24 protein-coding genes are annotated in these 24863 nt (G+C 68.8%); 9 read left to right on the top strand and 15 right to left on the bottom strand.

The features are described from left to right. Nucleotides 1-6: 6 nt before the first annotated feature. Nucleotides 7-870 carry a carbohydrate ABC transporter permease gene (locus tag ABZX12_RS04070; RefSeq protein WP_355689599.1) on the bottom strand — a complete coding sequence of 288 codons (864 nt, stop codon included), beginning with the start codon at nucleotides 868-870 and terminating at the stop codon, nucleotides 7-9. After that, on the bottom strand, nucleotides 867-1841 hold the full coding sequence (locus ABZX12_RS04065) for a sugar ABC transporter permease (RefSeq protein ID WP_355689597.1): 975 nt from the start codon (nucleotides 1839-1841) through the stop codon (nucleotides 867-869). Before ABZX12_RS04065 ends, ABZX12_RS04070 begins: the two co-directional genes overlap by 4 nt. Nucleotides 1842-1977: 136 nt before the next feature. Between ABZX12_RS04065 and ABZX12_RS04060 the strand changes: the two genes are divergently transcribed. Beyond that, a complete protein-coding gene (locus ABZX12_RS04060; RefSeq protein ID WP_355689596.1) occupies nucleotides 1978-3012 on the top strand; it encodes a LacI family DNA-binding transcriptional regulator in 1035 nt (344 codons plus the stop codon). Nucleotides 3013-3107: 95 nt separating this feature from the next. On the opposite strand, the gene sucD is transcribed toward ABZX12_RS04060, so the two are convergent. Then, a complete protein-coding gene (gene sucD / locus ABZX12_RS04055; RefSeq protein ID WP_355689594.1) occupies nucleotides 3108-4004 on the bottom strand; it encodes a succinate--CoA ligase subunit alpha in 897 nt (298 codons plus the stop codon). A gap of 1 nt (nucleotide 4005) precedes the next feature. Continuing rightward, nucleotides 4006-5163 carry an ADP-forming succinate--CoA ligase subunit beta gene (gene sucC, locus ABZX12_RS04050; protein ID WP_355689592.1) on the bottom strand — a complete coding sequence of 386 codons (1158 nt, stop codon included), beginning with the start codon at nucleotides 5161-5163 and terminating at the stop codon, nucleotides 4006-4008. A gap of 133 nt (nucleotides 5164-5296) precedes the next feature. Here sucC and ABZX12_RS04045 point away from each other — a divergent pair, with 133 nt between their 5' ends. Next, entirely contained in the window at nucleotides 5297-6631 is a 1335-nt protein-coding gene (locus tag ABZX12_RS04045; RefSeq protein ID WP_355689591.1) for an OFA family MFS transporter, read from the top strand. A 119-nt stretch (nucleotides 6632-6750) separates the two neighbouring features. Then, nucleotides 6751-7203, top strand: coding sequence for a hypothetical protein (locus tag ABZX12_RS04040; RefSeq protein ID WP_355689590.1), 453 nt, complete (start codon nucleotides 6751-6753; stop codon nucleotides 7201-7203). On the opposite strand, the gene ABZX12_RS04035 is transcribed toward ABZX12_RS04040, so the two are convergent. Then, on the bottom strand, nucleotides 7143-7415 hold the full coding sequence (locus tag ABZX12_RS04035) for a hypothetical protein (protein ID WP_355689589.1): 273 nt from the start codon (nucleotides 7413-7415) through the stop codon (nucleotides 7143-7145). The genes ABZX12_RS04040 and ABZX12_RS04035 overlap by 61 nt on opposite strands. Before the next feature lie 122 nt (nucleotides 7416-7537). Between ABZX12_RS04035 and ABZX12_RS04030 the strand changes: the two genes are divergently transcribed. The 5 genes from ABZX12_RS04030 to ABZX12_RS04010 all read left to right on the top strand — a co-directional run bounded on the left by ABZX12_RS04030 (nucleotide 7538) and on the right by ABZX12_RS04010 (nucleotide 14754). Next, nucleotides 7538-9247 carry a thiamine pyrophosphate-binding protein gene (locus tag ABZX12_RS04030; protein WP_355689587.1) on the top strand — a complete coding sequence of 570 codons (1710 nt, stop codon included), beginning with the start codon at nucleotides 7538-7540 and terminating at the stop codon, nucleotides 9245-9247. 11 nt (nucleotides 9248-9258) lie between these two features. Further along, entirely contained in the window at nucleotides 9259-10485 is a 1227-nt protein-coding gene (gene frc, locus ABZX12_RS04025) for a formyl-CoA transferase (protein ID WP_355689586.1), read from the top strand. 25 nt (nucleotides 10486-10510) lie between these two features. Continuing rightward, on the top strand, nucleotides 10511-12658 hold the full coding sequence (locus ABZX12_RS04020) for an acetate--CoA ligase family protein (RefSeq protein ID WP_355689584.1): 2148 nt from the start codon (nucleotides 10511-10513) through the stop codon (nucleotides 12656-12658). A gap of 64 nt (nucleotides 12659-12722) precedes the next feature. Next, entirely contained in the window at nucleotides 12723-14219 is a 1497-nt protein-coding gene (locus ABZX12_RS04015; protein WP_355689583.1) for an Nramp family divalent metal transporter, read from the top strand. A gap of 1 nt (nucleotide 14220) precedes the next feature. Further along, nucleotides 14221-14754, top strand: a complete 534-nt coding sequence (locus tag ABZX12_RS04010; protein WP_355689582.1) for a hypothetical protein — start codon at nucleotides 14221-14223, stop codon at nucleotides 14752-14754. A gap of 139 nt (nucleotides 14755-14893) precedes the next feature. On the opposite strand, the gene ABZX12_RS04005 is transcribed toward ABZX12_RS04010, so the two are convergent. The 3 genes from ABZX12_RS04005 to ABZX12_RS03995 form a co-directional block, all read right to left on the bottom strand. After that, nucleotides 14894-15646, bottom strand: coding sequence for a GntR family transcriptional regulator (locus tag ABZX12_RS04005; RefSeq protein ID WP_355689580.1), 753 nt, complete (start codon nucleotides 15644-15646; stop codon nucleotides 14894-14896). Nucleotides 15647-15746: 100 nt separating this feature from the next. Continuing rightward, the gene (locus ABZX12_RS04000) at nucleotides 15747-15914 is read right to left on the bottom strand and encodes a hypothetical protein (RefSeq protein ID WP_355689579.1); all 168 of its coding nucleotides are present in this window, start codon (nucleotides 15912-15914) and stop codon (nucleotides 15747-15749) included. Between the two features lie 192 nt (nucleotides 15915-16106). Continuing rightward, on the bottom strand, nucleotides 16107-17078 hold the full coding sequence (locus ABZX12_RS03995) for a LysR family transcriptional regulator (RefSeq protein ID WP_355689578.1): 972 nt from the start codon (nucleotides 17076-17078) through the stop codon (nucleotides 16107-16109). Between the two features lie 169 nt (nucleotides 17079-17247). On the opposite strand from ABZX12_RS03995, the gene ABZX12_RS03990 reads away from it, so the two are divergent. Next, the gene (locus ABZX12_RS03990; protein WP_355689576.1) at nucleotides 17248-18015 is read left to right on the top strand and encodes an alpha/beta hydrolase; all 768 of its coding nucleotides are present in this window, start codon (nucleotides 17248-17250) and stop codon (nucleotides 18013-18015) included. On the opposite strand, the gene ABZX12_RS03985 is transcribed toward ABZX12_RS03990, so the two are convergent. The 7 genes from ABZX12_RS03985 to ABZX12_RS03955 form a co-directional block, all read right to left on the bottom strand. Then, nucleotides 17997-18497 carry a hypothetical protein gene (locus ABZX12_RS03985; RefSeq protein ID WP_355689575.1) on the bottom strand — a complete coding sequence of 167 codons (501 nt, stop codon included), beginning with the start codon at nucleotides 18495-18497 and terminating at the stop codon, nucleotides 17997-17999. The genes ABZX12_RS03990 and ABZX12_RS03985 overlap by 19 nt on opposite strands. A gap of 193 nt (nucleotides 18498-18690) precedes the next feature. Further along, a complete protein-coding gene (locus ABZX12_RS03980; RefSeq protein ID WP_355689573.1) occupies nucleotides 18691-19386 on the bottom strand; it encodes a YdcF family protein in 696 nt (231 codons plus the stop codon). A gap of 126 nt (nucleotides 19387-19512) precedes the next feature. Further along, the gene (dnaN, locus tag ABZX12_RS03975) at nucleotides 19513-20646 is read right to left on the bottom strand and encodes a DNA polymerase III subunit beta (protein ID WP_355689571.1); all 1134 of its coding nucleotides are present in this window, start codon (nucleotides 20644-20646) and stop codon (nucleotides 19513-19515) included. Between the two features lie 99 nt (nucleotides 20647-20745). Further along, nucleotides 20746-21588, bottom strand: coding sequence for a S1 family peptidase (locus ABZX12_RS03970; protein ID WP_355689570.1), 843 nt, complete (start codon nucleotides 21586-21588; stop codon nucleotides 20746-20748). Between the two features lie 105 nt (nucleotides 21589-21693). Then, nucleotides 21694-22302, bottom strand: coding sequence for an AAA family ATPase (locus tag ABZX12_RS03965; RefSeq protein ID WP_355689568.1), 609 nt, complete (start codon nucleotides 22300-22302; stop codon nucleotides 21694-21696). A gap of 110 nt (nucleotides 22303-22412) precedes the next feature. Then, nucleotides 22413-22901: a DUF1269 domain-containing protein gene (locus ABZX12_RS03960; RefSeq protein ID WP_355689566.1), complete on the bottom strand. Its 489-nt coding sequence runs from the start codon at nucleotides 22899-22901 to the stop codon at nucleotides 22413-22415. A 131-nt stretch (nucleotides 22902-23032) separates the two neighbouring features. Next, nucleotides 23033-24640: an ABC-F family ATP-binding cassette domain-containing protein gene (locus ABZX12_RS03955; RefSeq protein WP_355689564.1), complete on the bottom strand. Its 1608-nt coding sequence runs from the start codon at nucleotides 24638-24640 to the stop codon at nucleotides 23033-23035. Between the last annotated feature and the right edge of the window lie 223 nt (nucleotides 24641-24863).

The following is a 24863-nucleotide window of genomic DNA, read 5'->3' as shown; positions in this document are numbered from 1 at the left end:
TCCCTTTCATTTCACACTCCCGGCGGACAGGCCCGACTGCCAGAACCGCTGGAGAAGGAGGAAGGCGACCACCAGTGGAACGATCGTCAGCAACGATCCGGTGACCACCAGGTTGTAGATGGGGCGGGCGCCCACGCCGGTCGCCTGGTTGCTCCACTGGGTGAGCCCGACCGTGAGTGGGTAGAGGTTGGGTTTGCTGAGCATGATCAGCGGCAGGAAATAGTTGTTCCAGGTCGAGACCATCGCGAACAGCAGCGTGGTGACGATGCCCGGGGCGAGCAGCCGCAGCGCGACGGTGAAGAACGTCCGGACCTCGCCGGCGCCGTCGATCCGGGCCGCCTCGAGCAGTTCGCCCGGTACGGCGTCGGTCGCGTACACCCACATCAGGTACAGCCCGAACGGGCTCACCAGCGACGGGATGATGATCGCCCAGACCGTGTTCGTCAGGCCGAGGTTGGAGAACATCAGGAACGTCGGTACGGCGAGCGCCGTCCCCGGCACCGCGACCGCGCCGAGCAGCACCGCGAACACCGCGCGGCGACCGGCGAACTTGTACTTCGCCAGTCCGTAGCCGGCCGCCGTCGCGAGCAGCGTCGCACCGCCCGCGCCGACCACGACGTACAGCACCGTGTTGCCCAGCCAGCGCAGGAAGATGCCGTCGTTGTAGGTGAGCGTGTCCTTGATGTTGGTGAAGAACGCGAAGCTCTTCCCGAACCACAGCCCGGGCGTCGAGAGCAGGTCGTCCTGGGTCTTGGTCGTGCTGAGCAACAACCAGGCGAGCGGGACGATCGTGTACAGCAGATACAGCACCATCACGCCGGTCAGCAGCTTGGAGCGCTTCGGGCGCAGGGGAGAGGTCAGGGCACTCACAGTGACTCCCGGGATCCGCGGAGCTGGACGACGTACGCGATGACCGCGGTGATGACGCCCATCACGATCGCGATCGTGGCCGAGTAGTTGAACTGCTGGCCGGCGAAGGACAGGTTGTAGGCGTACATGTTGGGTGTGTAGTACGTCGTGATCACGTTCGGTGCGAGCGTCCGCAGGATGTTCGGCTCGTTGAACAGCTGGAAGCTGCCGATGATCGAGAAGATCGTCGCGATCACGATCGCGCCGCGCAGCGCCGGCAGCTTCACCGCGCGGATCGTCCGGAACGTCCCGGCGCCGTCGATCGCGGCCGCCTCGTACAGCTCACCGGGCACCGTGCGCAGCGCCGAGTAGAAGATCAGCATGTTGTAGCCGACGAACTCCCAGGTCACGATGTTGGCGATCGACGGCAGCATCCAGCTGCTGCTCAGCGGCTGGATCGCGGTCGTGCCGAGCAGGTCGTTGAGGTTCGACGCCAGGCCGAAGTTGTCGCCGTAGATGTAGCCCCACATCAGGACGGCGACCACGCCCGGTACGGCGTACGGCAGGAAGATCACGATCCGGAAGAAACCGGCCGCGTGCAGCCGCGCGCTGTCGATCGCGAGCGCCGCGAGCAGCGCCAGCACGAGCATCACCGGCACCTGGACGACCAGGAAGACCGCCACCCGGGCGAACGCCTCCCAGAACTTCGGGTCCTGCAGCGCCTGGGCGTAGTTGTCCAGGCCGACGAACACGGTGCCGCCGAAGAACGCCTGGTTGCGATACAGGCTCAGGTAGATCGCGTACCCGATCGGGGCCAGGAAGGTGAGCGCGAAGACCGCCAGGAACGGCCCGACGAACAGCCACCCCTTGCCGTCCTTGAACACCCGCCGGCGCCGGCCGGCCACCCCGGCCCGCACCTGCTGCCCGGCCGGTTGCCGGGCCGGTTGCCGGGCCGGTTTCTGGGCCGGTTGCTGGGCCACGGACTCCGCCATGTCCGGGGACCTCCTCTCGCTTTCCACGCCCGGAGGTGGGCGCGACGCGCGATGTTGACGTCAACATCGACGGCGCGACGGTAACGTGTTTACGTCAACATGTCTACACTCCGACGCAAAGACCGAGGAGGTGCGGATGCCAGCGGAGGATTCAGCGGGCCGCCGGCGGCGCGGCCCGTCGATGGCGGACGTGGCACGGCTGGCGGGGGTCTCGGGGCAGACCGTCTCGCGGGTCGCGAACGACCGGAACAACGTCGACGCGGTCACCCGGGACCGGGTGCAGGCCGCGATGCGCCAGCTCGGGTACCGCCCGAACAGCGCCGCCCGCGCGCTGCGCAACGGCGAGTACCGCAGCATCGGCGTCATCGTCTTCGAGTTGCACAGCTTCGGTACGACGCGGACGCTCGACGCGATCGCCACCGCCGCCACGATCAGCGGGTACGCGATCAACCTGGTCCCGGTGCTGGACGTCACGCAGAGTGCGGTCACGAACGCGTTCAGCCGGCTCGGCGAGCAGGCGGTGGACGGCGTCATCATCCTGATCGAGGCGCACACGCTGGACGAGGCGGGCGTGCGGCTCCCGCACGGGCTTCCGGTCGTCGTGGTCGACTCGAGCGCGCACTACGACTACCCGATCGTCGACACCGACCAGCGGCAGGGCGCGCGGCTGGCGACCGAGCACCTGCTCGGCCTGGGGCATGCGACGGTATGGCACCTGGGCGGTCCGCCGACCTCGTTCGCTGCGGACCGGCGCCGGCGGTCGTGGGAGGCGACGCTGCTGGATCACGGCCGGGAGGTCCCGCCGGTGCTGGACGGAGACTGGACGGCGACCTCCGGGTACGAAGCCGGTCGGCGGCTGGCGACCAACGCCGAGGTGACCGCCGTGTTCGTCGCGAACGACCAGATGGCGCTCGGCCTGCTCCGCGCACTTCACGAACACGGCCGGGACGTGCCCGGCGACGTGAGCGTGGTCGGTTTCGACGACATGGAGGAGTCGGCGCACTTCTGGCCGCCGCTGACCACCATCCGCCAGAACTTCGTCGACGTCGGCCGGTTGAGCGTCGACGCGCTGATCCGCGAGATCCACGCCGGCGAACACCACCACGAGCCGGTCGCCGTCGCCGCCAAACTCGTCCACCGCAGCAGCACCGGCCCGGCCCCCCACCGCTGACCCCGCGCCCCGCCCGCCTCCGTATTTGGTGGGTAGACCCATCACGTTGGGGGTTTGTCACCCTGGATACGGTGACAAACCCCGGATTTCGCTGGTCAACCAGCGAAATGGTGGACGGCCGGGAGCGTCGCGCGGAGGAGATGGGCGGTTTCGGTCGGGGTTTTTCCGACCTTTACGCCGACGGCCTCGAGGGCCTCCTTCTTCGCGGCCGCGGTGCCGGACGAGCCGGACACGATCGCGCCCGCGTGGCCCATCGTCTTGCCCTCCGGCGCGGTGAAGCCGGCGACGTACCCGACGACCGGCTTGGTCACGTTCTCCTTGATGAACGCGGCCGCCCGTTCCTCGGCGTCACCGCCGATCTCGCCGATCATCACGATCGCGTCGGTGTCCGGGTCGTCCTGGAACGCCTGCAGCGCGTCGATGTGCGTCGTCCCGATGATCGGGTCGCCGCCGATCCCGATCGCGGTCGAGAACCCGAAGTCCCGCAGCTCGTACATCATCTGGTACGTCAGCGTGCCGGACTTGCTGACCAGTCCGATCCGCCCGGGACCCGCGATGTCCGCCGGGATGATGCCCGCGTTGGAGCGGCCGGGACTGATGATGCCCGGGCAGTTCGGGCCGATGATCCGCGTCCCGTTGGCCTGCGCGGCGGCGAAGAACGCGGCCGTGTCGTGCACCGGCACGCCCTCGGTGATCACCACGACCAGCGGGATCCCGGCGTCGACCGCTTCGAATACCGCGCCTTTGGTGAAGCGCGGGGGGACGAACACCACCGAAACGTCCGCGTCCGCCGCCTTCACCGCGTCCGCACACGACCCGTAGACCGGGATCGACTGCCGCGCGAAGTCCACCGACTGACCGCCCTTGCCGGGGGTCACGCCGCCGACCACGGTGGTGCCGGCGGCGAGCATCCGGCTGGTGTGCTTCTGGCCCTCGGACCCGGTCATGCCCTGCACGACGACCCGGCTCTTCTCGGTCAGGAAGATCGCCACGTCAGTTTCCCTTCTCTGCGGCGAGTTCGGCGGCGCGGGCGGCGGCGCCGTCCATCGTGTCGACCACGGTCACCAGCGGATGAGCGGCCTTGGCGAGGATCGCGCGGCCCTCGTCGACGTTGTTGCCGTCCAGCCGGACGACGAGTGGCTTGTCGGCCCGGTCGCCGAGCACGGCGAGCGCCTGCACGATGCCGTTCGAGACCGCGTCGCAGGCGGTGATCCCGCCGAAGACGTTCACGAAGACGCTGCGCACCTGGGGGTCGGACAGGATGATCCCGAGCCCGTCGGCCATCACCTCGGCCGACGCGCCGCCGCCGATGTCCAAGAAGTTGGCCGGCCGCACGCCGTACGCCGACCCCGCGTATGCGACCACGTCGAGCGTGGACATCACCAGACCCGCGCCGTTGCCGATGATGCCGACCGAGCCGTCCAGCTTGACGTAGTTCAGGCCCTTCGCGTGCGCCTCGGCCTCGAGCGGGTCGGCGGCTGTCTTGTCGTCGAAGCCGGCGTGGTCCGCGTGCCGGTACGCCGCGTTGTCGTCGAGCGTGACCTTGCCGTCGAGCGCCTCCAGCGATCCGTCGCCGAGCTTCACCAGCGGATTCACCTCGACCAACGAGGCGTCCTCGGCGACGAACACGTCCCACAGCCGCTGGACGACGGCCGACGCCTCGGCAGGGAATCCGGCTGCGGTCACGATCTCCGCGGCCTTCGCGTCGTCGACTCCGACGGCCGGGTCGATCGGCACCTTCGCGATCGCGCCCGGGTTGGTGTGCGCGACCTCCTCGATCTCCACACCGCCTTCGGTGCTGGCGATGCAGAGGTACTCGCGGTTCGCCCGGTCGACCAGGAACGAGACGTAGTACTCCTCGGCGATGTCCGCGGCCGGCGCGAGCAGTACCCGGCGCACGGTGTGGCCTTTGATGTCCATCCCGAGGATCTCGCCCGCCCGGGCCGTCGCCTCGTCCGGTCCGGCGGCCAGTTTCACGCCGCCGGCCTTACCCCGGCCGCCGGTCTTCACCTGTGCTTTCACCACCACGCGCCCGCCGAGCTCGCGGGCCGCGTCCGCCGCGTCGGCGGGGTTCTCGATCACCCGTCCGAGCGTCGCCGGGACGCCGTGCCGGGCGAACAGTTCCTTCGCTTGGTACTCCATGAGGTCCACGTCGCCTCCCTGAAAGTGTGGTGACGACTGTATGCGGTATGCAATCTACTCACAAGACCAGCTCAGGTCTGGACAGGCCGCGACGGGAGGAGTACCACAGACTTCATACGGTATGCAGTAGTCAGGAGGCTCGATGGATCACGCTGATGTACGTGACGTCTATGGCCGGCGGTACCGGATCGGCGAGGATGCCCGCGAACTGACCGGCCGTTCGCGCCGCTGGCAACTCTGGGCGGCCTGGGCCTGCATGGTCGCGATCAGTCCGCTGCAGTACTCGTTCGGCGCGGCGGCGCTCGGTCTGTCGTCGGATCGCGGGTGGGGCGCTGCCCGCACGCTGTGGCTGCTCGCGCTCTTCGTCGCCTGCCAGGCGCTGGTCGCCGTCCCGGCGGCGTGGGCCCAGAGGGTACGGCGGGCCACGCCCACGCAGCTCGTCGTCGGAGGCGGCGTGCTCTCGGCGCTCGGCCTCCTCACGCTCGCGCACGTCGACGCGTACGTCGCGGTCGTGGCCGGTTACTCACTCCTCGGCGGCACCGGTGCGGGCCTCGTGTACGCCGCCTGCATCACCACATCGGCCCGCTGGTTCCCGGAGCGGCGGACGGCGACGATCGGATTCGTCACCGGCGGCTTCGCGGTCGGCGCGGTGCCGAGCATCTTCTTGCTCACCTGGCTGGACGAGTCGTTCGTGTTCGACCTGACCGCGCTGGTGGCGGTGCTGATCGTACTGGTCGCCGGCGGTCTGTTGAAGGATCCGCCGCGGTACTGGTGGCCCGCGCACATCGACGCTCAGGCGTGGGCAGTCGACCGGAAGCTCAATCGCAGCATTCCGAACAATGCGCCCGCCGTCCGGCACTACCGTCCCGCGGAGGCGATGAAGACCGGTGCGCTGCCGCTGATGTGGTTGCTACTGGCAATCAGCGCGGCGCTGTCGCTGCTCGGGATCGGGTTCGTCGCCGGCTACGCCGTCGACACGGGCCTGGGGACGGCGACCGCAGCCGGCGCCGCCGGATTGCTTGCCGCCGTCAACGGTCTCGGGCGATCGTCGGCGGGCCACCTTTCCGACCGCTTCGGCCGCCGCCGCGTGCTGGCCGCCGTACTGATGGTCGAGGGGTTCGCGCACCTGGGACTCGTGACCGCCGGAACCGGGTGGGGGTTCGTGGTGTGTGCCATGTTCGCCGGCCTCGGCGGCGGCGCGTTCTACGCGATCATGGCCAACCTGGTGCTGGAGTTCTTCGGCGAGAACAGCCTGGTGCAGAACCAGGCCGTCCTGTACTCCGCGAAGGCGGTCGGCGGGCTGGTCGGCATCGGTGTCGCCGCCTCGGTGATCGCCGCCATTGGATACCGGCCGGTGTTCCTGACCGCGGGGCTGGTCGGCGTACTGACCGCGCTCAGTGTGCGGCTGCTCAAACAACCCGGCCGACCGGCGCTGCCCGTCCGCCCGCAGCTCGGTACGCCGGTGGCGGGCGAGTGAACGGCTACGGGAAGGTTCAGCGGGATCCCTGTGTGATGGAGCTGGTGTCCCGTTTGGCGCGAGAGCCCTGGACGGATCGTCCTGGATGCGTGCATCCGGTACTGAGTGCAGTGGCGCGGGTGGCTCACGACCACAGCACGTCGACCGGTCGACGCGAGTTGCTTCCACTGGCTCCGCGGTTCATCGACACCAACCGGGCGGGCTTCGAGTCGTCCGCCCGGTTGGTCGCGCTCTGCGTGTCGACAGCGCTGACGACCGGCGAGCTCCTGCGTGACGAGCGCCGCCGCCTGACCGTGGCGCACCAGACTGCTCTGCACCTGCTCGGTTCCGAAGGCCGCCCTGGGGGAGCGGCGCGATGGTGGCTACCGGTGCTTTCGCCCCTGAAATGGAGCGAGCCGTTCTATCGCATGTTCGTCGCCACGGAGCACGCAGCCGAGGCGGTGACGATCACCGCTCGCGCGGCCGATCCCGACGTGCACCTGCGAAGCCTGCTGAAGCTCTGCCTGGCGACTCAGGGCGCCGTGCGCCCCAAGCCCTCGTGCTCCGCGTCGGCCCAGAAATCGTGGTCGTAGTCGTCGTCCGGGATCACCACGAGCTCGTGCCGGCGGGGCGCGCGGACCTGCTGCTGCTCGAGGCGGCGGAGGTCTGCCGTGCAGCGCTCCAGGTCGTCGAGCAACCGCAATACGTCGAGGTGCGGACCGAGGCGATTCCTCAATGCCACAAGGGATTTCTCCAGCGCGAGCAGCGCGGCGCGAGTCCGGTCGAGTTCGTCGGAAATCGTCATCACAGCCTCCTGGGTGCGAACTCTGGACAACCACCGCGGCGTGGGATAAGACTACGACTACACCATACGGTATGCAATCTACATCCAAGCCGCTAACCGGCCTTTCCGAGGAGTGACTGCAGATGGCGCAGACAGTGTCGGAGACCCACCCCGTCGCGGAAGTCAAGGAGCCGGAGACCATCTCCGGGGGTCACCTCGTCGCGAAGGCCTTGAAGGCCGAGGGCATCGACGTGATCTTCACGCTCTGTGGCGGTCACATCATCGACATCTACGACGGCTGCGTCGACGAGGGCATCGCGGTGGTCGACGTACGGCACGAGCAGGTCGCGGCGCACGCGGCCGACGGGTACGCGCGGGTCACCGGCAAGCCCGGGTGCGCGGTCGTCACCGCCGGCCCCGGCACGACCGACGCGGTCACCGGTGTCGCGAACGCGTTCCGTGCCGAGAGCCCGATGCTGCTGATCGGTGGCCAGGGCGCCCTGAACCAGCACAAGATGGGGTCCCTGCAGGACCTGCCGCACGTGGACATGATGACGCCGATCACCAAGTTCGCCGCGACCGTGCCGCACACCGCGCGGGCCGCGGACATGGTCTCGATGGCGTTCCGCGAGTGCTACAACGGCGCGCCCGGGCCGTCGTTCCTGGAGATCCCGCGCGACATCCTGGACAACTCGGTGCCGGTCGAATCCGCGTCCGTCCCCGAAGCCGGTCACTACCGTGCGTCGACGAAGAGCATCGGCGACCCGGCCAGCATCGAGGCGCTGGCCGACCTGCTGGTGCGGGCCGAGAAGCCCGTCGTCCTGCTCGGCACCCAGGTGTGGACGTCCCGCGGCAGCGAGGCGGCGGTCGACTTCGCCCGCACGCTCGACATCCCGGTCTTCATGAACGGGTCGGCCCGCGGCACGCTGCCGCCCGGCGACCCGCACCACTTCCACCTGTCCCGGCGCTACGGCTTCAACAACGCCGACCTGATCCTGATCGTCGGTACGCCGTTCGACTTCCGGATGGGGTACGGGCGCCGGCTCCCGGAGAGCGCCACCGTCGTACAGATCGATCTCGACTACCGCACCGTCGGCAAGAACCGCGACATCGACCTCGGCCTGGTCGGCGACCCGGGCGCGATCCTGGCGGCCGTCACGCAGGCGGCATCGGGCCGCATCCAGAAGACGGACCGGAAGGCCTGGTTCGCGGAGCTGCGCGCCGAGGAGGACTCGGCGTACCAGAAGCGGCTGCCGCGGCAGCTGTCCGACGCGAACCCGATCCACCCGCTCCGGCTCGCGCACGAGATCAACGAGTTCCTCACCGAGGACTCGATCTACATCGGCGACGGCGGCGACATCGTCACGTTCTCCGGCGGCGTCGTGCAGCCGAAGTCGCCCGGCCACTGGATGGACCCGGGCCCGCTCGGCACGCTCGGCGTCGGCATCCCGTTCGTGCTCGCGGCCAAATACGCGCGGCCGGACAAGGAAGTGGTCGCGCTCTTCGGCGACGGCGCGTTCTCGCTGACCGGCTGGGACTTCGAGACGCTGGTCCGCTACAAGCTGCCGTTCGTCGGCGTGGTAGGCAACAACTCCTCGATGAACCAGATCCGGTACGGCCAGGAAGCCAAGTACGGCAAGGACCGCGGCCGGGTCGGCAACACCCTCGGCGACGTCAAGTACGACGAGTTCGCGCGGATGCTCGGCGGGTACGGCGAGGAGGTTCGCGACCCCGCGGACATCGGGCCGGCGCTGCTGCGGGCTCGCGAGTCCGGGCTGCCGTCGCTGATCAACGTCTGGGTCGACCCGGACGCGTACGCCCCCGGAACCATGAACCAGACCATGTACAAGTAAAGGGGACCCGCATGAGTAAGGCCCTCGAAGGTGTCCGTGTTCTCGACATGACCCACGTGCAGTCCGGACCGTCCTGCACCCAGATCCTCGCCTGGCTCGGCGCCGACGTGATCAAGCTCGAGGCGCCGACCGGCGACATCACCCGCCAGCAGCTGCGCGACCTGCCGGACGTCGACAGCCTCTACTTCACGATGCTGAACTGCAACAAGCGCAGCATCACGCTGAACATGAAGTCCGAGCGGGGCAAGGAGATCTTCACCGAGCTGGTGAAGAACTCCGACGTCCTCGTCGAGAACTTCGCGCCCGGCGCCATCGACCGGATGGGGTTCACCTGGGAACGCCTCCAGGAGATCAACCCCGGCCTGGTGTTCGCGTCGATCAAGGGCTTCGGCCCGGGCCGGTACGAGAACTTCAAGGCGTACGAGGTGGTCGCCCAGGCGATGGGCGGCGCGATGAGTACGACCGGGTTCGAGGACGGACCGCCGACAGCGACCGGTGCGCAGATCGGCGACTCCGGCACCGGGATCCACCTGGTGGCCGGCATCCTCGCCGCGCTGTTCCAGCGGACCAGCACCGGCAAGGGCCAGCGGGTCACCGTGGCCATGCAGGAAGCCGTCCTGAACCTGACCCGGGTGAAGCTGCGTGACCAGCAACGGCTGACGCACGGCCCGCTGCGCGAGTACCCGAACGACAACTTCGGTACCGAGGTCCCGCGGTCCGGCAACGCGTCGGGCGGCGGCCAGCCCGGCTGGGCGCTGAGGTGTGCGCCGGGCGGCCCGAACGACTACATCTACGTGATCGTCCAGCCGCCGGGCTGGGCCCCGATCGCTGAGCTGATCGGCAAGCCGGAGCTGGCCGAGGATCCGGACTGGGCGACGCCGGTCGCGCGGCTGGACAAGCTCGACAAGATGTTCGCGCTGATCGAGCAGTGGACCGAGCAGCACACCAAGTTCGAGGTGATGGACAAACTCAACGCGCTGAACGTGCCGTGCGGGCCGATCATGTCCACGGCCGAGCTGATCGCGGACGAGACGCTGGCCGACCTCGGCGCGGTGGTCGAGGTCGAGCACCCGCAGCGCGGCACCTTCAAGACCGTCGGCTGCCCGATCAAGCTGTCCGACTCGCCGGTCGAGGTGCAGACCTCGCCGGGCCTCGGCGAACACAACTCCGTCATCTACGGCTCGCTCGGGATCTCCCCGGCCGAGCTCGACGACCTCAAGACCGCCGGCGTGATCTGACTCTCGCGAAATGGAGTGCATTCGCATGACTTATGACAAGGCAGCAGTCCGGACCATCCTCGACCAGGCTCTGGCGGACGGCCGCACCTCGCTGAGCGCGCCGGAGGCCAAGCTGGTGGCCGACGCGTACGGCATCCCGACACCGGGCGAGGGGCTGGCCACGACTGCCGAGGAGGCCGCCGGCCTCGCGGCCGAGATCGGGTTCCCGGTCGTGCTGAAGATCGTCTCGCCGGACATCCTGCACAAGACCGACGCCGGCGGCGTCGTGGTCGGCATCGACGGCGAGGACGCGGCGCGGGACGCCTTCGACAAGATCCTCGCCAACGCGCGGGCACACCAAGCCGACGCCGAGATCACCGGCGTACAGGTCCAGAAGATGCTGGTCACCGGCGGTGACGCGCAGGAGGTCATCGTCGGCGCGGTCACCGACCCGACGTTCGGCAAGGTGGTCGCGTTCGGGCTGGGCGGCGTCCTCGTCGAGGTGCTGAAGGACGTCACCTTCCGGCTGGCTCCGCTCGGTGACGACGAGGCGCGGGCGATGATCGACGGGATCGGCGCCCACGAGATGCTCGACGGCGTCCGCGGCGCCCGGCCCGTCGACAAGGACGCCCTCGCCGACCTGGTCCGGAGACTGTCGGACCTGGTCACCGACTTCCCGCAGTTCGCGGAGGTCGACCTGAACCCGGTGCTCGCGGCGCCGGACGGCGCCACCGCGGTCGACGTCCGGATCATCGTGGACGCCGAGGCCGGGAAACCGGTCGAGCGGTACTCCCAGGAGGAGATCCTGGCCGCGATGACCCGGATCATGAAGCCGCGCGCGGTGGCCGTGATCGGCGCGTCCAACGAGGACGGCAAGATCGGCAACTCGGTGATGAAGAACCTGGTCAACGGCGGGTACGCCGGGGACATCTACCCGATCAACCCCAAGGGCGGCGAGGTGCTCGGGCGGAAGGCGTTCGCCAGCATCCTGGAGGTGCCGGGCGACGTCGACGTGGCGGTGTTCGCCGTGCCGGCGAAGTTCGTCGGCGGCGCGCTCGAGCAGTGCGGCCAGAAGGGTGTCGCGGGCGCGATCCTGATCCCGTCCGGGTTCGCCGAGACCGGCGAGCAGGAGCTCCAGGACGAGGTCGTCGCGATCGCCCGCAAGCACAATGTCCGCATCCTGGGACCGAACATCTACGGCTACTACTACCTGCCGGAGAGCCTCTGCGCGACGTTCTGCACGCCGTACGACGTGCGGGGTTCCGTGGCCCTGTCGTCGCAGTCAGGCGGTATCGGGATGGCGATCCTGGGCTTCAGCCGCTCGAGCCGGATGGGAGTCTCCGCGATCGTTGGGGTAGGCAACAAGGCCGACATCGACGAGGATGACCTCCTGACGTTCTTCGAGAGCGACGACAACACCAACCTGATCGCCATGCACCTTGAGGACCTGAAGGACGGCCGGGCCTTCGCCGAGACGGCGGCCCGGGTGTCGAAGAAGAAGCCGGTCGTCGTACTGAAGGCCGGCCGCACCTCCCTGGGCGCGCGGGCGGCCAGCTCGCACACCGGCGCCCTGGCCGGCGACGACAAGGTGTACGACGACATCCTGCGGCAGAGCGGCGTGGTCCGGGCGCCAGGGCTGAACGAGATGCTGCAGTACGCCCGCGGCATCCCGCTGCTGCCGACGCCGAAGGGCGAGAACGTCGTCATCATCACCGGCGCGGGCGGGTCCGGCGTACTGCTGTCGGACGCCTGCGTGGACGCCGGGCTGAGGCTGATGGACATCCCGCCGGACCTCGACGAGGCGTTCCGGGCGTACATCCCGCCGTTCGGCGCGGCCGGGAACCCGGTCGACATCACCGGCGGCGAGCCGCCGTCGACGTACCGGAACACGATCGCGCTGGGACTGTCCGACGAGCGGATCCACGCGCTGATCCTGGGGTACTGGCACACGATCGTGACGCCGCCGATGGTGTTCGCGGAGCTGGTCGCCGACGTCGTCGGGGAATTCCGGGCCAAGGGCATCGACAAACCCGTGGTCGCCTCGCTGTCCGGCGACGTCCAGGTCGAGGAAGCCAGCCAGTACCTGTTCGACCACGGTGTGGTCGCGTACCCGTACACCACCGAGACCCCGGTCCAGGTCCTCGGTGCCAAGTACCGCTGGGCCCGCAACGCCGGGCCGCTCGGCATCAGTTGATTGGAGGAAGCAGTCCGCGGGGGTGTGGTAGTCCGCTAGTTGGCGTCGATCTAAGGAGTCCGCCTTGGACGTCACGAGCAAGACCTCAGAAGTACCCGAAGAGTCGGCGGCCGCGGTCACCGAGAAGGTGTGGAAAGCCGGCCGGCTCGAACCGATGCCGATCCGGAAACTTCCGGACGCACCGCCCTCGTTGCACATCCTCGGCCCGACCGTCTTCCTGGTCGCGCTGGGGGTGGGCATGGGGGAGTCGTACATGTGGCCCCGGCTCGTCCTGGTGTTCGGGCCGGACATCCGCTGGTTGTTCATGGTCGGTGTCACGCTGCAGGCGTTCGTGCTGCTGGAGATGGCGCGGTACGCGATGGCCACCGGGGAGAGCATCTTCTTCGGCGCGGCCCGGATCTTCAAACCGCTGATGTGGTTCTTCTACGCGGCGGCGATCCTGATCTACATGTGGCCGGGCCATCTGTCCGCCGGCGCGGCCGCCTTCGAGGAGATCACCGGCATACCCTGGCAGGTCACCGCGTGCGTGGCTCTGGTGTTCGTCGGTGTGCTGTTCAGCCTGTTGTCGGTGATCTACAACTTCCTCGAGAAGCTGCTCGGCCTGCTGATCGGGCTGCTGGTCGTCGGTACGTCGGTGATCGCGGCGATCGTCGGCAGCTGGGACGACCTCGGCCGGACGCTGTCCGGGATGTTCGCGTTCGGGTACTTCCCGGACGAGGCGATGACCTCGGCGTGGTTCCCGGTCGTGGTCGGTTCGATCGCGTTCGCGGGACCGTCCGGGATGCAGCAGATGTGGTACACGCTGCAGCTGCGGGACAGCGGCGCCGGTATGGGCGCGCACATCCCGAAGATCCGCGGGCTGCGGGCGGCGAGCGAGGCCGAGTCGATGCCGTCCCGCGGGTTCATGTTCGACACCGAGGACCCGGCCGAGCTGGCGAAGTGGAAGGGCTGGCGCAAGTGGGTCACGTTCGACGCGCTGCTGCTCTTCTGGGGTATCACGATGCTGGTCACGATCTCGTTCACCGTGCTGGCCATGTCGGCATCCCGGGAGAACCCGAACGTGGCCACGCTGATCGAGGGCGGTGACCGGGAGGCGGCGCTGAAGGCGATGTCGGACGCGTTCGCGTCGGCCGGCTCGCCGATCCTCGGCACGCTGTTCTTCGCCTTCATCGCACTGATCGGGCTGAACGCGACCCTCGGTCTGTTCGACTCGTTCTCCCGCGGTCAGGCGGACATGACGTACTACTTCGTGCCCGGCGCGAAGCGGTTCTCGATGTCGCGGCTGTACGCCGGGTTCCTGTGGGGCGTGATCCTGTTCGGGATCCTGATCCTGCTGTTCGGGCCGGCCGACGGTCCGGCGGGGATCCTGGACACGCTGGCGTTCCTGTCCACGTTCGCGATGGGCGCGTACTGCATCGTGCTGCTGCTGACCAACAACATGCTGCTGCCGAAGAAGATCCGTCCCGGCCCGGTGCGGAACGTGATCATCGGCTTCGGAGCGGTGTTCTACCTCGGAATGCTGTTCTACTGCCTGTTCCGCTTCGGCGTGGCTGTGGGCTGACATGGCGGATCTGAAGCAGTTGGCGGAGTACTCGGTCCCGGCCGTCTCGGTCGGTGCCGCGGCAGGGATGATCGCCGGTGGGCTGGCCGCATTCGTCGGCCAGCCCGCCGGCTGGGCGGTGCTCACCGGGCTCGGGCTCGGCGTACCGCTGATGCTGTTCGGGACGGGGTACGCCGTCCTGGTCGCGCTGGGGAAGGTCCCCGCCGGGGTGTTCGCGCCGGCGGCGGTCTACTGGGTGATCGCGTTTCCGCTGGCCTTGCTGGTGCACGCGGTGGTCACCGAATGGGTGGTCGCCGGTTCGCCCGGCCTGCCGCCGGAACCGTGGAAGTTCCTCGCCTTCCGTGCGCTGGTGAGCATGGGATTCGCGATCGGCTTCCTCTGGATGCACGAACAGATCGGCCGCCTGTGGTGGCCGCACATCCTCGACCGCAACCTGTACGCCCGGCGGGTCGTCGAGCAGTACACCCATCTGGCCGCCGCCCTGGAGGCCCGCAAAGCCGTCACCGGCCGGGGCCGCAAGAACCGCACCGCCTGACAGTTGCTCGAGGGGATATCCCCTCCTGTTGTAGGTTCTCCGCTCGTATGCCAGGGGAGAACCCGCAACTCGAGGGGATATCCCTCGAGTGCTGGTACGGCGGCACCTGTGCTCGGCCGGGCCGCAGGACCCGTGCCTGTCAGCTGGTGCGGCGTCGGCGGCGCGCGGGTTCGGGGTCGGGGGTTTCTGCGGGGGGTGTGGAGGCCTGGAGGTCGTGGTAGGCCTTGCGGGTGTGTTCGGTGTGTTCGCGCATGATCTGGGCGGCCTTGTCCTCGTCGCCTTCGCTGATGGCCTTGACGAGGCGGTTGTGTTCGCGCCAGGACGCGGCGCCGCGGACGGGGGCGACGGGGGTGTAGTACCAGCGGACGCGGCGGTCGACCTGGGCGGCGAAGTCGACGAGGAAGCGGTTGCCGGACATCTGGGTGATCAGGCTGTGGAGCTCCGCGTTGGTGCGGACCGTGCCGTCGATGTCGCCGGCTTCCTGGTATGCGGTGCCGACCTTGCAGAGCTCGCGCAACCGGGCGACGTCGTCCTTGGACGCGTGCCGGGCGGCGAGGCGTGCGGACTCCGATTCCAGGGCGGCGCGGGCCGCGAGCAGCTGGTCGACCTCGTCCTCGGCCGGCACGTGCACCATCGCGCCGAACCCGGGCCGCAGGTCGACCCAGCCTTCGTTGTTCAGCCGCTGCAGGGCCTCGCGCACCGGTTGGCGGGAGACGCCGAGCATCCCGGCGAGCTCGACCTCCACCAGGTGCCGGCCGCGCTCGAGCGTACCGTCGATGATCATCTCGGTGAGGGCCTCGTACACCGATTCCCGCAACGGCTGCGGGCGCTTGACGTGCCGCACACCGGCCGGTTCCGAACCCGCCCCTGGCCCTGCGCTGATCGTCGTCATGAGGTCCCTTCCGGTCCTACAGTCATGGCACTTGGTAGACAGTCTACCAAGTGCCATGACCTGCCATATAGCTCCGGCGGCAGAGTGTTCTGCCCCGGATTCAGGCGGCCGACTCGCGGTCGCCGTCGTGCGTGCCGCGGCCTTCGCCGGCCGTCAACTCGGCGAGCTCCGCGTCGAGATCGAGCGGCTTGTGCAACTCCTGCAGCTCCGGGGCATCCGGGAACTGCGGCCGCGCCGCCAGAGCACCGAACCTACGCGTGAAGATCATTGCTGTCCCTTCCTGAATTCTGCCTTCTGTATACATTCAACCAGCCGTAGTCACCGGTTGTGCCCACGTCTCACGTGATCCCCGTTACGTACGCCGTGATCCCGCTTACACGCGGGTCGAGTACATATGCGCTCCGGTGCCGGCCGGTCGCCCACTGTCGACGATCAGGTAGGCACTTCCACCATCGCCGGGTCAGTGGCCGGCGGTCAAAGACTTGGTTGCTATGTCGAGATAGCCCGAATCCATCAGATGTACGTCGAGCAGGTCGTCGAGGGCTTTCTGTACGCCGGCCTGGCGCGCGACGTCGAGCAGTGCGCGGGCGAGGACGGGCTCGGGGCTGCGGGCGGCGATCACCAGGCCGATGCGCGGGCCGTGCGCCGGCCGCTTCAGCGGCACGACGCGCATCCCGTCCGGTACGCCGAACATGTGCAGCCACGCGTGCGAGATGACCGTCGACCAGTGGTTGCCGTGCAAGTGGCTGTAGAGACCGGAGACCGTGTCGCTCTCGATCGACGGTGTCGCGGTCACGCCGTCGTCGGTGAAGTACCCGTTCATGATCCGGCGGTTGCGCATGTCGGGGGAGAGCAGGCACAGCGGCAGTCCGGCGACCTGCGCCCAGGTCGCGAACGGCAGTTCGGCGAGTTCGGTGTCCTTCGGCGTGAGCAGCAGGTACCGCTCCTCGTACAGCGGTGTCTTGCGCACCTGGCCGAGCGTGTCGTCATCGAGGTACGTCATCGCGACGTCCAGCTCGAAGTCGGCCAGCTTCTGGGTGATGTCGCGCGACGACAGCGACTCGAGGGTGACGCGGGTGTTCGGGTGCCGCTCGCAGAACGGGGTGGTGAGCAGCGAGACGACCGGCATCGCGGTCGGGATCGCGCCGAGCCGGAGGGTGCCGTTCAGGCCGCCGCGCATCATCGACAGCTCGTGCCGGAGCGCGTCCTGCTCGGCGAGGATCCGCTGCGCCCACAGCAGCACCCGCTCGCCCTCGGGAGTCAGGCCCTCGAAGCGCCGGCCGCGGCGCACGATCGGTACGTCGAGCTCCTGCTCGAGCTTGCGGATCGCCGCGGACAACGACGGCTGGGAGACGTAACAGGCGTCCGCGGCGCGCGCGAAATGCTTCTCGCGGGCGAGGGCGACGAGGTACTCGAGCTGGCGGAGCAGCATCAACGACCTCGGGCTGGTGTGCAGTCGTCTGTATACATAATCCAACTGTAGTGAGGCCGGCCGCGCACGGAAAGATCCCGGCCTACTGTGATGTGGGTCACACGATGTCTCGGGTGGACCCCGCCGTTCGACGGTAGGGCAGAGAGTTTTTTCGGGCGAAGGAGCAGTGATGGAGAAGGTTGTCTCGAAGGACGGCACCGAGATCGCGTACGACGTGACCGGCAGCGGACCCGCACTCGTGCTGGTCGCCGGCGCGTTCACCGACCGATCGAGGTACGTCCAGGACGCCGAGGCGCTGGCGTCGGCGTTCAGCGTGGTGAACTACGACAGGCGTGGTCGCGGTGACTCCGGCGACACGCTGCCGTACGCGGTCGAGCGCGAGTGGGAGGACCTCGCGGCGGTGCGCGACGCGACCGGCGCGCGGTTCGCCTGCGCGTACTCGTCGGGGTCGATGGTGCTGCTGCGGTCCCGGGTGCCGTTCGAGAAGCTGGCGGTTGTCGAGCCGCCGTTCCGGGTGGAGGGCGCACCGCCGGCGCCGGAGCGGTACCTCGAGCGGTTGCAGGAGTTCGTCGCGGCCGGGAATCCCGGTGGCGCGGCCGAGCTGTTCATGGTTGAGGCCGTCGGCCAGCCGAAGGAGATGGTCGACCAGATCCGGCAGACGCCGATGTGGGCCGGCCTGGAGGCGATCGCGCACACCCTCGTGTACGACGCGCTGCAGATGGGCGACAGCGCGGTGCCGACCGCGCTGCTGTCGTCCATCGACATCCCGGCGCTGGCGCTCTACAGCAACGCGAGTCCTGACTGGCTGAAGGATTCGGTCCGGCAGACCGCGGACGCGTTGCCGCACGGCACGGCCGAGGGCCACGACGGCACGTTCCACACCATCGCCTCGGAGAACCTGGCGCGCGTGCTGGCAGGTTACTTCGGCGCTGCGTGAACCGGGCGGCGACCGGGGAGACCTCGGTCCAGGAGGCGTTTGAGGCGCGGGGCGAGCGGCCGTTCGACGCCGTAGTGCAGGGCGGCCGCGACGCCGGTCATCAGCGCCATCGTGGCGGCGACCAGGAGGACGTGGTTCACCTGGTCGCCGAGCCGCTCGAAGATGATGAAGCCGATGTGCGCGTTCACCAGGTACAGCGGATAGGTGAGCGCGCCGAGCACCGCGAACCACGGCCGTCCCAACCGGTGGGTGAGCTTCAGCGCGACCGCCAGCATGACCGCGAAGATCGCCACGCCGAGCGAGACCGCGACGAGGGCGAGTGTCTGCGGCGTCGCGCCGTACCGGTGGATCAGGCACAGCGCCATACCGGCGATGAAGTAGGGCGAGAACTGGGTGTTCAGCACCAGGTCGGTTGCGTGCGGCAACAGTCCGGCCTGGAACGCGACGGTCGCGGCGAGCCACGCCCAGAGGAAGATCGTCACTGAAGGCGACCGAGGCGACCGCGGTGAGCGCGACGGCGATCCAGTACGCCGGATACAGGCGCACCGCCCGGGAGGTGACGAACGAGGAGCCGACCCCGTGAGGGTTCCACAGCCTTCCTTCTGTCGGGTCCCCTCACTACACCGCACGCGGGTCCCTCGATCGTCAGCCCTCAGCACGATCTGGACCTGCGACCTACGGATGACGGTCGGATGCGGGGTGTGCGGCGACGAGACGGTTGTAGGTGGCAAGTACTTCGTCCGGAACGTCGATGTGGTCGATGAAGTTGCGGCCGCGAGGCCCGTAGACGTCCGGCGACAGCCGGTGGATCTCGCCGAGCAGCAGGGAGCGGAAGCGCTCGCGGCTCCAGACCTCAGGCGCGCCCGGCGCCGCGCCGACGTGATCCGGGCCGATCCACGGGATGACCGGCGCGTGGCTGATCATCGTGCTGCCAGGCAGGTCGGCGAAGGACCGCTCGAAGCAGGCGTGCGTACGACGCTGCATGGTCGGATCCTGGATCAGCAGCAGTGTCTGCGGGCGGCTGATCAGCGCGCGGGTGAACGCCGCGTTCTCGCCGCAGTTCGCGGATCGGTCCTCGACGACGATCTGGTCGTCCGGGACGCCGTAGCTCAGCAGGAGTTCGCGGAAGACGTGCGACTCGGGCCGGCCGGTGGCCAGGCCGAGCCCGCGCCGCCGGACGGCCTCGTCGAGGAACTGTGTCGAATGCCCGATCCCGCCGCTGACGAGAATCGGCGCCGAGTGCGCGCGGTGCGCCTCGGCCGCAACCTCAACCGACTCCAGCACGGCCGACCCCATCAGCACGACCCGATCGACCGGCCGATCGATTGGGTCCCGGCGCGCGAGCCAGCGCGCGATGACGTGCTCATCCAAAGCTGACTCGCTCCCGGTAGTACTCGAGGAGATCCGTGTCACCGTCCACCTCGAGATTGTCGTCGCGGCTACTCCTCCGCTCGGGTCCTTTGCCGTGTGGTCGGAGCCGAAGGCGGCGGTTTGACGTCAGGTCGGGAGGCGCATCGGCATCAGGATGTAGGCGGCGTCGGACGGCGGTGTGTCGTCGGGAGCGCTGAGGCCTGTCAGGTTGGCCGGCTTGGTGGGCTGGGTGAAGGCGAAGTGTGCGATCGGTGCGCCCAGGGACGCCAGCCCGTCGAGCAGGTAGCCCGCGTTGAACCCGGTCACCACCGGATCGCCGTTGAGGGTGACCTCGACGGACTCGGACGCCTGTGCCTCCTCGCCGTTGCCCGCGTCGAGCGTCGCCGTGCCGTCCGCGAAGGTGATCCGGACCGGCGCCGACCGCTCGGCGACCAGCGCGACCCTTTTGACGGCCTCGACGAGCGCGGCGGTCCGGACCGTGACGGTGCTGGTGATCGCGCTCTCGGCTGGGATCAGGCCGCGCACCTTCGGGAACTCGCCGTCGATCAGCCGGCTGGTCGCATGCCGCCCGCCGCCCTCGAACCCGATCAGCCCGTCCCCGCCGCCGGTCGAACCGAGCGAGAGGGTGATGTCGTGCCCGGACATCGCCTTCGCGACGTCGGCGAGCAGCTTCGCGGGAACCAGGGCATTCGTCTCCAGGGCCGGATCGACGGGTTGCCACGGGACGGTCCGGACGGCCAGCCGGTAGCGGTCGGTCGCCAGCAGCGAGATGGTCGATTCGCGGATCTCCAGCCGGATCCCGGTGAAGACCGGCAGCGTGTCGTCGCGGCCGGCCGCGCTCACCACCTGCGCGACGGCTCGGGCGAAGACCTCCGCGTCGACGACGCCGCTCGCCGCCGGGATCTCCGGGAGCGGCGGATACTCGTCGAGCGGCAAGGTGTGCAGCAGGAACCGGGCGGCCCCGCTGCTCACCTGGACCCGGGCCGCTTCGCCGCTCAGATCCACCGAGTCCCGCGGCATGCTCTTGCAGATGTCCGACAGCAACCGCCCGGAGACCAGCACCCGTCCCTCGTCGGCCACCTCGGCCGGCACGCTGACCTGCGCCGAGCTCTCGTAGTCGAACCCGGACACCGTCACCTGACCGTCGGCTGCCTCGACCAGCATCCCGGCCAGGATCGGAACGCTCGGCCTGCTCGGCAGCCCGCGCGCAACCCATCCGACGGCCTCGGCCAGCACCTCGCGCCCGACTCGAATCTTCATCCCAGCTCCTCCCCATCGAGAGGAACGACTCAATCAGGCGGCACCGACAATTTCCGGACGGACCGGCCGACCGGCCGGTCCGTCCTCAGGAAATGACGATCAGTAGATCGTCACGCCGTACGCGTTCGCGGCTTCGCGGACGGGCTGGAAGAACGTCGTCCCTCCGGACTGGCAGTCGCCGCTGCCGCCGGACGTGATGCCCAGCGCCTTCGTGCCGTCGTACAGCGGGCCGCCGGAGTCGCCCGGCTCGGCGCAGACGGTGGTCTGGATCATGCCGTCGACCTTGCCCCCGCCCTGGTAGCGGACGCTGACGTTCAGTGCGGTGACCCTGCCGCTGTGGATGCCGGTCGTCGAGCCCTTGCGGGTGACGGTCTCACCGACAACCGCGTCGCCGACCGTGAAGCCACCCGGGTGGCTCAGCGACGTGTTGGTGTACTGCACCAGGGCGTAGTCGTTGCCGGGGAAGCTGTAGCCGATGGTCGGGCCGATCAGGGTGCTGTGGTTGGAGTTGGTGAACCACTCCTTCGCGACCTTGCCGCAGTGCCCGGCGGTCAGGAAGTAGTAGCTGCTGCCCTTCTGCACGTTGAAGCCGAGCGAGCAGCGGTACTGCCCGCCGTAGATCGCGTCACCGGCCGAGAGCAACGGCTTGAAGACACCTCTGGTGCGATTGACCTGCACACCGTCGTGCTGCAGCGCCGCAAGCTCCTTGGCGGAGACCGTGCTGTCTGCAGTCACCACGACCTTGCCGGCGGCCGCGTCGGTGTACCAGGCGACGCCGCCGACGCCGGACCGTTCGACTGCGGACTGCGCCGCCGCCAGCCGCGCGGCCGGTGATGGAGCCTTGGCTTGCGCCGGTACGGCGTACAGGGATGCTGCGACCGCGCTGACGGCGGCCAGGAGCTGGACGGTACGGCGCACGCGTGACGTACGTTCGATCCTCACTGTTCCTCCTGCGACATCGCGGGACCGTGTGGGCGGGGTCCCTGGAATGTCGTCGGCGCCTGTCAGGGGTGAGCACCGCGACAGTGCACATGTTCCCGCCTGAAGTCAGTTGCAACCAGACCGTAGGCGCAGATCACCGAACGTAATCTGCTCCACCTCCTCGGCCTCCTGTCTGGTCAGAACGACTGCGGACAGTGCACCAGGCACGACGCGGCCCGGGGCGCTTGCCGCCTTCCGAACCACGTCCGGCCAGCGCCGGCAGTGCGTCTCCATGCTGGCCGACCGTACGACCCGACCGCGGGCCCACTGCCCAGAGCGGGCCATATCGCCCGGTACGTCGAGCAGGATCAGGTGCAGCGGCAAGCCGGCCTGACGGGCGCGCCATCCGATCAGGTGGCGCACCCACGGCCGCGTCGCGCAGTCGTGGATCACCAGCGGCCCGCGTCCGGGGCGCATAGCCGTCAAGAGCGCCACGTAGTACACGAGATATACCAGGGGACGCCACAAGGCGTAGGGGAGGACGCCTAGGACAGGCATCCACCGGTCGCGGATGTGCGCGGAGTCGTACACGCGCACGTCGTCGTTGCCGGTGAACACCCGGCGCAGGAGCGTGCTCTTCCCTGCGCCGGGTATTCCGGCCAGCAGTACGACCGCGTCGACCGCATACCTCAGCTCTCGTCCCCGCAGCACTCCTTCGACAAGTCCCGTATGCACCACGCACGTCCTTCCTGCACTCGCCAGGTACAGGTAGGACGAACAGGGTCCGCCGGCGGCCCCGAAAGAACGCTGAGAAGTGGTTAGGAACTCCCTGAGAGAGGCTGTGGTCAGTGCGTTCCGAAGGTCTCCAGCAAGATCTGGCGCTCGCCCTCGGTGAGGTTGGTGTCGACCAGCTTGATCCCCATACCGTGGAACCGCTCGCCCAGCCGATCGAGGTCACCTTGGTCGGTGACGACGAACAGGGCCGAGGTTCCTTCCGTCACTTCGCTGTGGATCTTGTGCAGCTGTTCCTTCGTGATGCCGACGTCCTCTGTCGCCTTGCTGATCGCACCGATCGCCGCTCCGACGGCGCCGCCGATCAACGGGACGAAGAACAGCGCGCCGAGCAGCAGGCCCCAGAACGCGCCCCACCCGGTCCCTCGCCAGGTCTCCTCGTGACTCTGGTGCGTCGTCGGCTTCGACTGGCCCTTCGGCCAACTGACCACCGCATGGTCGAGGATCTTCACCAACCCGTCCGCACTGGCCCCCTTCAGTATCCGGACGGCCTTGTCGGCGCCGTCCGGGTCATCGAACTTCCACACCGTGAACGTGGTCATGCCACCGCTCTCCCCTCGAAGGTCCGGCGCAACCCACGTGCCCCCAGGGGGCTACGCCCTGTGTCGAGCGTAGCCCCCGCCGGACCGCCCCTGAAGACCGCGCGACAACCCTCTGACCTGCGACTTTCCGGTCAGCGCCGGAGGTCGCGCCGCTGGTGCATCCGGCCGTCGCCGTCGAGCTCGACGACGGTGTCGACGCCGATCCGTTCCAGGAACGCGAAATCGTGGCTGACGACGAGCAGAGCACCGCGGTACGCGTCGAGAGCCTCCGCGAGTTGCTCCACGCTTGTGAGGTCCAAGTTGTTGGTGGGCTCGTCCAGTACGAGCAGCTGCGCCGGCGGCTCCGCGAGCAGCAGTCTGGCGAGTGAGACGCGAAAGCGCTCCCCACCCGACAACGTGCGCACCGGACGGTCCGGGCTGTCGCCGCGGAGCAGCAGACGCGCAAGCTGGTTGCGAATCGTGCCGACCGGCGTCTGCGGGGCGAGGGCCTGCACGTTCGCCAGTGCGCTCGCGTCGTCATCGAGGCCGTCGAGGCGCTGGGGGAGGTAGCCGACCAGATCGGTCAGGAGCTTCCCGTGCGGTCGTCCGGGCGTCGCATCCGTCCCGTTGACCAGCTGACTGATCAGCGTCGACTTCCCGCTGCCGTTCGCACCGACCAGCGCGACCCGCTCGGGGCCCTGGATCACGACAGTGCGGTCGTTGTCGTACAGCTCGGCGATCCGCCGTCCGCGCGGTACGTCGGGATCGGGCAGCACGAGGTTGATGTGCTCCTCCTGGCGTACCCTGGCGTCCGCGGCGTCGACCGCTGCCTGGGCCGACTGCACCTTGTCGTCCAGCGTCGAGCGCATCGCGCCGGCCGACGCCTGGGCCTTGCTCGCGCGGTTGCCCGCCAGGATCTTCGGTATGCCGCCGTGCTGCTGCGTCTTCTTCGCGGTGCGTTCGCGGCGGGCCAGTTTGGTCTCTGCCTCGACGCGTTGCCGCTTCTCCACCTTGAGCGCCTGCTGAGCAGACCGTGCCGCTTGGAGCGCGGCTGCTTGTTCTTGCTCCTGGTGCTCCTTCCAGGCGCTGTACGGACCGCCGTACGTGCTGAGCGTGCCGTCGTACAGCTCGGTGGTGTTCTCCATGTGCTCCAGGAGCTCGAGGTCGTGGCTGACGACAACGAGCGTCCCGGGCCACTTGTCGACGAACTCGGCGAGTTTGGCGCGCGTCGGCCGGTCCAGGTTGTTGGTCGGCTCGTCGAGCAACGTGATCGGCGTACGGCGGACACGCAGCCCGGTGATCGCGATCAGCATCGCCTCGCCGCCGGACACCTCGGCGACGCGGCGGTCGAGGTCGGCGGCGGAGAACCCGAGCTGGTCGAGGGCCTCGCCGGCGCGGGCCTCGATGTCCCAGTCGTCGCCGATCGTGTCGAAGTGGCGCTCGTCGGCGTCACCGGCCTCGATGGCGCGGATCGCGGCGACGATCGCGTCGACCCCGAGCAGCTCGGCGATCGTGGCGTCCTGGCGCAGCGTCAGCGTCTGCGGCAGGTACCCGACCTCGCCGCTCACGTCGATCTGCCCGGACGCCGGTCGCAGCAGGCCGGCGATCAACCGCAGCAGGGTCGACTTGCCGGCGCCGTTGCGCCCGATCAGACCGGTGCGGCCGGCATTGATGGTGCCGCTGACGCCGGACAGGGCGACAACGCCGTCCGGCCACTCGAAGGTCAGCTCGCGCAGCGTGATTGCGGACTTGGAAGACATAGGCGTGTGCTTTCGTGGATCGAGGTCGCGCGCGTCGGAACGCCCGGACCCGGGGAACAGGTCGGCGCGAAGCGGACAGGCCGGACGTGGCTCAGGCGGACCGCGTGACAGCACGGGTCGGACGCAACTGAAAGCCACCGGCGGTCCGGTGGCTAGATTCTGTCGACCTCGATCTCCACGACACCGAGCTTAACAGGTGCCACCATCGGTTCTAGCGGGCCGA

The sequence above is a fragment of the Kribbella sp. NPDC003505 genome (genome assembly GCF_040610875.1).
GTDB lineage: Bacteria > Actinomycetota > Actinomycetes > Propionibacteriales > Kribbellaceae > Kribbella.
The sequence above is the reverse complement of the archived record's forward strand: the minus strand, read 5'-3'. Positions and strand labels throughout refer to the sequence as shown.

Coding starts and splice junctions, on each gene's coding strand:
- ABZX12_RS04065 (WP_355689597.1), bottom strand. CDS start 1,841: ATGGCGGAGTCCGTGGCCCAGCAACCGGCCCAGAAACCGGCCCGGCAA.
- ABZX12_RS04010 (WP_355689582.1), top strand. CDS start 14,221: ATGGCGGATCTGAAGCAGTTGGCGGAGTACTCGGTCCCGGCCGTCTCG.
- ABZX12_RS04045 (WP_355689591.1), top strand. CDS start 5,297: ATGGATCACGCTGATGTACGTGACGTCTATGGCCGGCGGTACCGGATC.
- ABZX12_RS03990 (WP_355689576.1), top strand. CDS start 17,248: ATGGAGAAGGTTGTCTCGAAGGACGGCACCGAGATCGCGTACGACGTG.
- ABZX12_RS03955 (WP_355689564.1), bottom strand. CDS start 24,640: ATGTCTTCCAAGTCCGCAATCACGCTGCGCGAGCTGACCTTCGAGTGG.
- ABZX12_RS04060 (WP_355689596.1), top strand. CDS start 1,978: ATGCCAGCGGAGGATTCAGCGGGCCGCCGGCGGCGCGGCCCGTCGATG.
- dnaN (WP_355689571.1), bottom strand. CDS start 20,646: ATGAAGATTCGAGTCGGGCGCGAGGTGCTGGCCGAGGCCGTCGGATGG.
- frc (WP_355689586.1), top strand. CDS start 9,259: ATGAGTAAGGCCCTCGAAGGTGTCCGTGTTCTCGACATGACCCACGTG.
- ABZX12_RS03960 (WP_355689566.1), bottom strand. CDS start 22,901: ATGACCACGTTCACGGTGTGGAAGTTCGATGACCCGGACGGCGCCGAC.
- ABZX12_RS04020 (WP_355689584.1), top strand. CDS start 10,511: ATGACTTATGACAAGGCAGCAGTCCGGACCATCCTCGACCAGGCTCTG.
- ABZX12_RS04000 (WP_355689579.1), bottom strand. CDS start 15,914: ATGATCTTCACGCGTAGGTTCGGTGCTCTGGCGGCGCGGCCGCAGTTC.
- ABZX12_RS03995 (WP_355689578.1), bottom strand. CDS start 17,078: ATGCTGCTCCGCCAGCTCGAGTACCTCGTCGCCCTCGCCCGCGAGAAG.
- ABZX12_RS04030 (WP_355689587.1), top strand. CDS start 7,538: ATGGCGCAGACAGTGTCGGAGACCCACCCCGTCGCGGAAGTCAAGGAG.
- ABZX12_RS04005 (WP_355689580.1), bottom strand. CDS start 15,646: ATGACGACGATCAGCGCAGGGCCAGGGGCGGGTTCGGAACCGGCCGGT.
- ABZX12_RS04035 (WP_355689589.1), bottom strand. CDS start 7,415: ATGACGATTTCCGACGAACTCGACCGGACTCGCGCCGCGCTGCTCGCG.